Genomic DNA, 6000 nt, shown 5'->3' on the forward strand with positions numbered 1-6000 from the left:
CGGGGCGGGCCGACGGGGGCGGGGCCGAGGGGGCGGAGCCAGCGGGGCGCGGCGGAGCCGCCGGGGCGCTGCGGGCCGGGCGACGCGGGGTGCCGTCCCCCCCACCCCCGAACCCACCCCCCGCCCCCTCCCCCGAAGGGGGAGAGGGGGAGGGGGCGGGGGAGAGCCGAGCGGCCCCTCAGGGCGCGATCGGCAGCGCCCGCTTGTGCTCGGTGAGGCGGTAGCGGCGGACGATGGCCTGGGCGACCACGGCGTCGACCGGGTGGCCCTCCAGGTAGTCGTCGATCTGGTCGTAGCTCACACCGAGCGCGTCCTCGTCGGGCTTGCCCGGGTCCAGGGTTTCCAGGTCGGCCGTCGGCACCTTGTGCACCAGCTCGCCGGGGGCGCCCAGCGCCGCCGACACCGCGCGCACCCGGCGCTTGGTCAGCCCGGTGAGCGGCACCACATCGGCCGCGCCGTCACCGAACTTCGTGAAGAAGCCGGAGACGGCCTCGGCCGCGTGGTCGGTGCCCACGACCAGGCCGTCATGGGCGCCCGCGACAGCGTACTGCGCGATCATGCGCTGGCGCGCCTTGATGTTGCCCTGGACGAAGTCCTGGTGGTGGGCGTCGCGGAAGACCAGCCCGCCGTCCATCGCGGCCCGCAGCGCCGCATCGCTCGCCGGGCGGATGTCGACGGTCAGCTCCCGGTCCGCGCGGATGAACTCCAGCGCCCGCTGGGCGTCCTTCTCGTCAGCCTGGACGCCGTACGGCAGCCGCATCGCGTAGAACGTCGCCTCGTGCCCGGCGGCGCGGGCCCGCTCCACGGCGAGCTGGCAGAGCCGGCCCGTGGTCGTGGAGTCGACGCCGCCGCTGATCCCCAGGACCAGCGAGCGCAGGCCCGTGGAGGTCAGCCGCTCCGTGAGGAAGGCCACCCGGCGCTCGATCTCCTGCTCGGCGTCGAAGGACGCGGTCACCTGGAGATCCCGGGCGATCTCCTGCTGCAGGGCCTTGGACGCCGGGTCGGTCACGGCTGCTCCTCGTGTTCTCGTGCGGTACCGGCTCGCGCCCGTGCCGCGTCTGCGTCGTGTTCTCGTGCCGCGTCGCGTGGTGCGGTGACACGTTGTTCCCGTGCCGCCTGCGCAGCGTTCCCGTTCGGTCTGCTGCTCTGCGTACGCGCGGTTTGTCCGGCGGCGCGGAAAGGCGCGCCGACAGCAAACCTTATGCCGGGTGCGCCCACTTCTTCAGGGCGGCCTTGGTCGAGAAGTCCGCGACGTCCTTGTCCAGCGGCTGGTCGGTGTACTGGTGGAAGCGCCACTTCGCCTTGATCCGCGGATGTCCGGCGGAGACGTAATCGGCGATCCACAGGCCGTCGGCCGCGTAGGACGTGGTGTCGTGGTTCAGCCAGAAATCGCGGTTGCAGTAGAGCAGCACGCGGTGGGTGGGGCGCAGTTTCTTCACCGCGCGCAGGAACTGGTCCTTCTGCGCATTGCTCGCGCAGGTCCCCTCGCCGGTGCGCTCCCAGTCGCAGGCGAGGAGGTCGCCCTGGACCGATGCGCATTTCTCGGCGAAGTATTTCGCCTGGGCGGCGATATTGCCCGGCCACAGAAAGTGGTAGAAACCCACCACACAGCCCGCTTTACGGGCCTTTGACGCCTGTGCGGACTGGTGCGGATTGATGTAGGAGCGGCCTTCGGTCGCCTTGACGAAAACGAAGTCCAGCCCCTCGGCGGAGTACGAGGTGTTGTAGGAGCTGACATCGACACCATGCAGCATGAACGGCCTCCTGCCGATCGGCCCTGCGGATTCGAAGCGTCAACTGCGTGAATCCTCGACTGCGTTGCCGTGGTGCCGGGTGTTCCTCGTGTTTCTGCACTTCCTGATCAGATGCTTCCGCGAGCCGGCGTCCCTGCGTGCGAAGCAGTCTCGTTCCAGCAGTTCAGCATGTTTGCCACCGGGGACGCCAGATTGTGGTAGGGAAGTTTCTTGTACCGTGGTCAAGTTGAGGCCTTGTGCCGCGGTCAAGTGGAATCCGTGCGCCACGAACACCTTGCGGCGGCTTCGCTTTCGCCGCCCCCGGACCCGCCGCCGTAGTGGGACGACGCCTCAGCGCCGCAGGGCCCGCCGCACCAGCCGCCGCGCGACGGCGCGGGCCCGCGCGAGGGTGCGCCGCCAGGCGCGGGCGGCACGCGTCGACCGGAGCTCCTGGAAAAGGAGCTCGTAGCGCTCGGCGATCGGCTCCGGGTCGTAGCGGTGCGAACTCTCCAGCGCGGCCCCGGCCATGTCGCGGCGGCGCTGTGGGTCCTCGATGAGCCGGAGGAGCGCGCCGGCCAGCGCCCGGCCGTCGCCGCGCGGCACCAGCAGCCCGTCCGTACCGTCGTGAATGATCTCGGCCGGGCCCAGCGGGCAGTCGGTGCTGACGACGGGCACGCCGCAGCGCATCGCCTCGACGAGGGTCATGCCGAAGGACTCGGCGTCCGAGGCCGAGGCGACGATCGACGCCTTGGCGAACTCCGCCTCTATCGGGGAACGCGGCCCGGTCAGCTCCGCCTGCCCGTTCAGCCCGAGCCCGTCGATCATCCCCTGGAGCTGTGCGCGCTCGGCGCCGCCCCCGTGTATCCGCAGCCGCCAGTCGGGGTGCTTGGCGGCGACCGCGGAGAACGCCTCGATCAGCAGGTCGAAGCGCTTGCCGCGGACCAGCCGGCCGGCCGCCGCGATCACCTTCGAGGTGCCCTCGGACAGCGGCCCGTCCGGTGCGGGCACGATGTTCGGCACCGCCAGGACCCGTACGCCCGGCAGCGGCATCCGCGAGCGGTAGACCGCGGCATCCGCCTCGGTGGTGGTGACCAGGGCGTCCAGCGTCCGGTAGTGGCGGGCGAGTTCGGCCCGGAGCCGCTTGCTGTGCGCGTCGTGGCGCAGGTGTTCCTGGGCGATCCGCAGGGCCCGGCGGGGGCCGAACCGCGCCAGGTAGACGTTGATGCCGGGCCGGGTGCCGATCAGCACGTCGGCATCGGTGGTGCGCAGGAACTCCGCGGCCCGGACGTCGGTCAGCCGGCTGTACTGGTGGTGCCGCTTCTCGGCGAGCGGGAAGTCCCGCGCGGGCTCCCCGAACAGCGGATCGGCCATGTCCTCGCTGCCGACGCGGGTGTCCACCAGCGGCACCAGCCGCACCCGGGGGTCCACCGTGAAGCGCGGGACCTCGCGGTGCCGCAGCATCGAGACGATCTCGACGTCGTGCCGGTCGGCGAGCGCGGCGGCGAGGTTGAAGGTGGTGCGGACGGTGCCGCCGATGGCGTACGCGTTGTGCAGCAGGAGGGTGATCTTCATGCGGTGAGGTGCTCTTCCCGGAGATGTGCCGAGTCGTCCGACCGGCCGGTACGCTCACGGCCGCCTCATCGCGACCGGCCCGTCCGGCACCGGGCCACCGTGGCGGTAAGGGGTAAGCCGATGGCGTGGCCAGGGTGAGAGCCCGGTAAGAACCACGGGTGAGATCCGGGTAAGAAAGCCCCGGCGGGACCGGCCGCCCGCCGTCGCACCTCCGGGCCCTTGGCACACTTGCCGCGTGACCCATTCCGTACTGCTCGCCGAGGACGACCGGCCCATCCGCACCGCGCTGGAGCGTGCCCTGACCCTGGAGGGGTACCGGGTCACCGCCGTCGCCGACGGGATCCAGGCGCTCGCCGCCGCGCACCGCGAGCGGCCCGATGTGATCCTGCTGGACGTGATGATGCCGGGGATCGACGGGCTGCAGGTGTGCCAGGTGCTGCGGGCCGAGCAGGACCGCACCCCGATCCTGATGCTCACCGCCCGGGTCGAGACCGCGGACCGGATCGCCGGTCTGGACGCCGGTGCGGACGACTACGTGGTCAAGCCGTTCGAGGTGGAGGAGGTCTTCGCCCGGCTGCGGGCGCTGCTGCGGCGGACGACGGCGGGACCGGCGGCGGACGGGAGCGGCGCGGGCGCCGGTTTTGCTGCGGCGGACGAGACCGAGGGGACCGAGGAGGCGTACGACGCGCGGGTGGCGGACAGCGGTGTCGTCGAGGCCGCGGACCTGCGGATCGACGGGCCCTCGCGCCGCGCCTGGCGCGGCGAGCGCGAGCTGGAGCTGACCCGGACCGAGTTCGAGCTGCTGGAGCTGCTGGCCCGCAACGCCGGAATCGTCCTGGACCATTCGACGATCTACGACCGGATCTGGGGCTACGACTTCGGCCCCGGCTCGAAGAACCTCGCGGTGTACGTGGGCTATCTGCGGCGCAAGGTCGATGTCCCGGGCAGCCGCCCGCTGATCCACACGGTGCGTGGCGTCGGTTACGTGCTGCGGGAGGACTGAGATGTCCCGGGCCCGCGACCGGTCCGGCGCCGGGCCACGCCCCCCGGCCGGCCCCCGGCTGTGGGCTCGGCTGCGCGCCCGGCTGCGGGTCTGGGCACGCTCCTGGCGCAGGGGCGGATCGGCCGCCTGGCTGCGCACCCGCAGACCCGCCAGTCTGCGCACCGCCGTCGCGGTGGCGTTCGCCATGGGGGCGGCAGCGGTGACCGTCCTGGTCGGGTTCCTCAGCTACGACGCGGCGGCCCGGCTGGTGCGGGTCGACGAGAGGTCGGTGTTCTCGCAGGTCGTACGGGATCTGCGGACCCAGGTCCAGGAAAAGCCGTTCGAGCCCACCGACTACACGACCGTTGACCCCGACCACGACGGGCCGCGCGACGACCTCACCCGGCCCACCCGTACCGATGTGCAGATCCTGGGCGCCGACGGCCGGATCGTGGAGGCGGGGCGCCCGGCCCTGCCGGCCGGTACCGCGGAACGCCGGATCGCCGGTGACGCGCGCGCCGGCCACCTCGCCGAGCGGGAAGCGGAGATCGGCGACGAGGAGTACCACGTCGCGACCGTGGCACTCGGCGGCGGCCGCGGTGCCGTACAGGTCGCGCAGAAGTTCAGCGAGACCGAGGATCTGCTCTCCGCCCTGCAGCAGCGCACCGCCCTGCTGGCCGCCGCGGTCATCGCGCTGTCCGGCACGGGCGGCTGGTGGCTGGCGCGCCGGATCACCGGCCGGCTGGTGCGGCTGACCTCGGTCGCCGAGAACGTGGCGGAGCACGGCCGGCTGGACGTCCCGGTCCCGGTGGCGGGACGCGACGAGGTCGCCCGCCTCGGGCGGGCCTTCGACGACATGCTCGGCCGGCTGGCCAGCGCCGTCCAGGACCAGCAGCGCCTCGTCCAGGACGCCGGCCACGAGCTGCGCACCCCGCTGACCTCGCTCCGTACGAACATCTCGCTGCTGAAGCGCTTCGACGAGCTGCCGCCGGACGCCCGCGACGAGCTGCTGACCGACCTGGCGGGCGAGGCCCGCGAACTCAGCGACCTGGTCAATGAGCTGGTGGACCTGGCGGCCGGGCAGCGGGACGACGACCCGCTCTCGGAGGTGAGCCTGGCCGAGGTCGCCGAGAAGGCGGCCGCCTCGGCCCGCCGCCGCACCGGCCGGGAGATCACCGTACGGACCGTCCGCCCGGCGGTGGTCGAGGGCCGCTCCGCCGCCCTGCACCGTGCGCTCACCAACCTCCTGGAGAACGCCGCCAAATTCGACGCAGGCGGGACGGAGCCGATCGAGGTCGTCGTCACCGGGGCCCGCATCGAGGTCCTGGACCGCGGCCCCGGCATCGCCGACGCCGACCTCACCCGGGTCTTCGACCGCTTCTACCGGGCCGCGGCGGCCCGCGGTCTGCCGGGTTCCGGCCTCGGCCTCGCCATCGTCCGCGAGATCGCCACCGCCCACGGCGGCCATGCGTTTGCCGCGCGGCGGGCGGGGGGTGGCGCGGTCCTGGGCTTCACGGTTGGCCGGGGGCCGGGGGTGTAGCCCCACGTTTGTGGCTTTCCCGTCGTGGTTGTTGCTCTCCGTTTTTCGCCCGCTGCGCGGTGCGGGTCCGCTGGGCGGGGCTGTTGGGTTGCGGTGACGGGCCGGAGCGGGTGGGGGGGGGCGTCGGTGGGTGGTGAGTAAGCGTGGCCGACGCGGCAGGACGCCAGGGGCGC

5 protein-coding genes are annotated in these 6000 nt (G+C 72.8%); 2 read left to right on the forward strand and 3 right to left on the reverse strand.

Features of this window, described 5'->3' with window-relative positions; translation table 11 throughout:
* Positions 1–178 precede the first annotated feature (178 nt).
* From nadE to ABZ851_RS11385, 3 genes are all read right to left on the reverse strand, one after another.
* A complete protein-coding gene (nadE, locus tag ABZ851_RS11375) occupies positions 179–1009 on the reverse strand; it encodes an ammonia-dependent NAD(+) synthetase (RefSeq protein ID WP_336054298.1) in 831 nt (276 codons plus the stop codon).
* A gap of 190 nt (positions 1010–1199) precedes the next feature.
* A complete protein-coding gene (locus tag ABZ851_RS11380) occupies positions 1200–1754 on the reverse strand; it encodes a GH25 family lysozyme (protein WP_361124887.1) in 555 nt (184 codons plus the stop codon).
* Between the two features lie 330 nt (positions 1755–2084).
* Positions 2085–3305, reverse strand: a complete 1221-nt coding sequence (locus ABZ851_RS11385) for a glycosyltransferase family 4 protein (protein WP_361124889.1) — start codon at positions 3303–3305, stop codon at positions 2085–2087.
* A 235-nt stretch (positions 3306–3540) separates the two neighbouring features.
* Between ABZ851_RS11385 and ABZ851_RS11390 the strand changes: the two genes are divergently transcribed.
* Together ABZ851_RS11390 and ABZ851_RS11395 are read left to right on the forward strand one after the other, a co-directional pair.
* Positions 3541–4308, forward strand: a complete 768-nt coding sequence (locus tag ABZ851_RS11390) for a response regulator transcription factor (protein WP_361124891.1) — start codon at positions 3541–3543, stop codon at positions 4306–4308.
* 1 nt (position 4309) lies between these two features.
* The gene (locus ABZ851_RS11395) at positions 4310–5827 is read left to right on the forward strand and encodes a HAMP domain-containing sensor histidine kinase (RefSeq protein ID WP_361124893.1); all 1518 of its coding nucleotides are present in this window, start codon (positions 4310–4312) and stop codon (positions 5825–5827) included.
* Positions 5828–6000: the final 173 nt, after the last annotated feature.

This window comes from Streptomyces sp. NPDC047049 (assembly GCF_040643995.1).
Classification (GTDB): Bacteria; Actinomycetota; Actinomycetes; order Streptomycetales; family Streptomycetaceae; genus Streptomyces; species Streptomyces mooreae.

Bases quoted from the DNA above. Each gene is read 5' to 3' on its own strand.
- ABZ851_RS11380 (WP_361124887.1), bottom strand. From the start codon at position 1,754: ATGCTGCATGGTGTCGATGTCAGCTCCTACAACACCTCGTACTCCGCC.
- ABZ851_RS11385 (WP_361124889.1), bottom strand. From the start codon at position 3,305: ATGAAGATCACCCTCCTGCTGCACAACGCGTACGCCATCGGCGGCACC.
- ABZ851_RS11395 (WP_361124893.1), top strand. From the start codon at position 4,310: ATGTCCCGGGCCCGCGACCGGTCCGGCGCCGGGCCACGCCCCCCGGCC.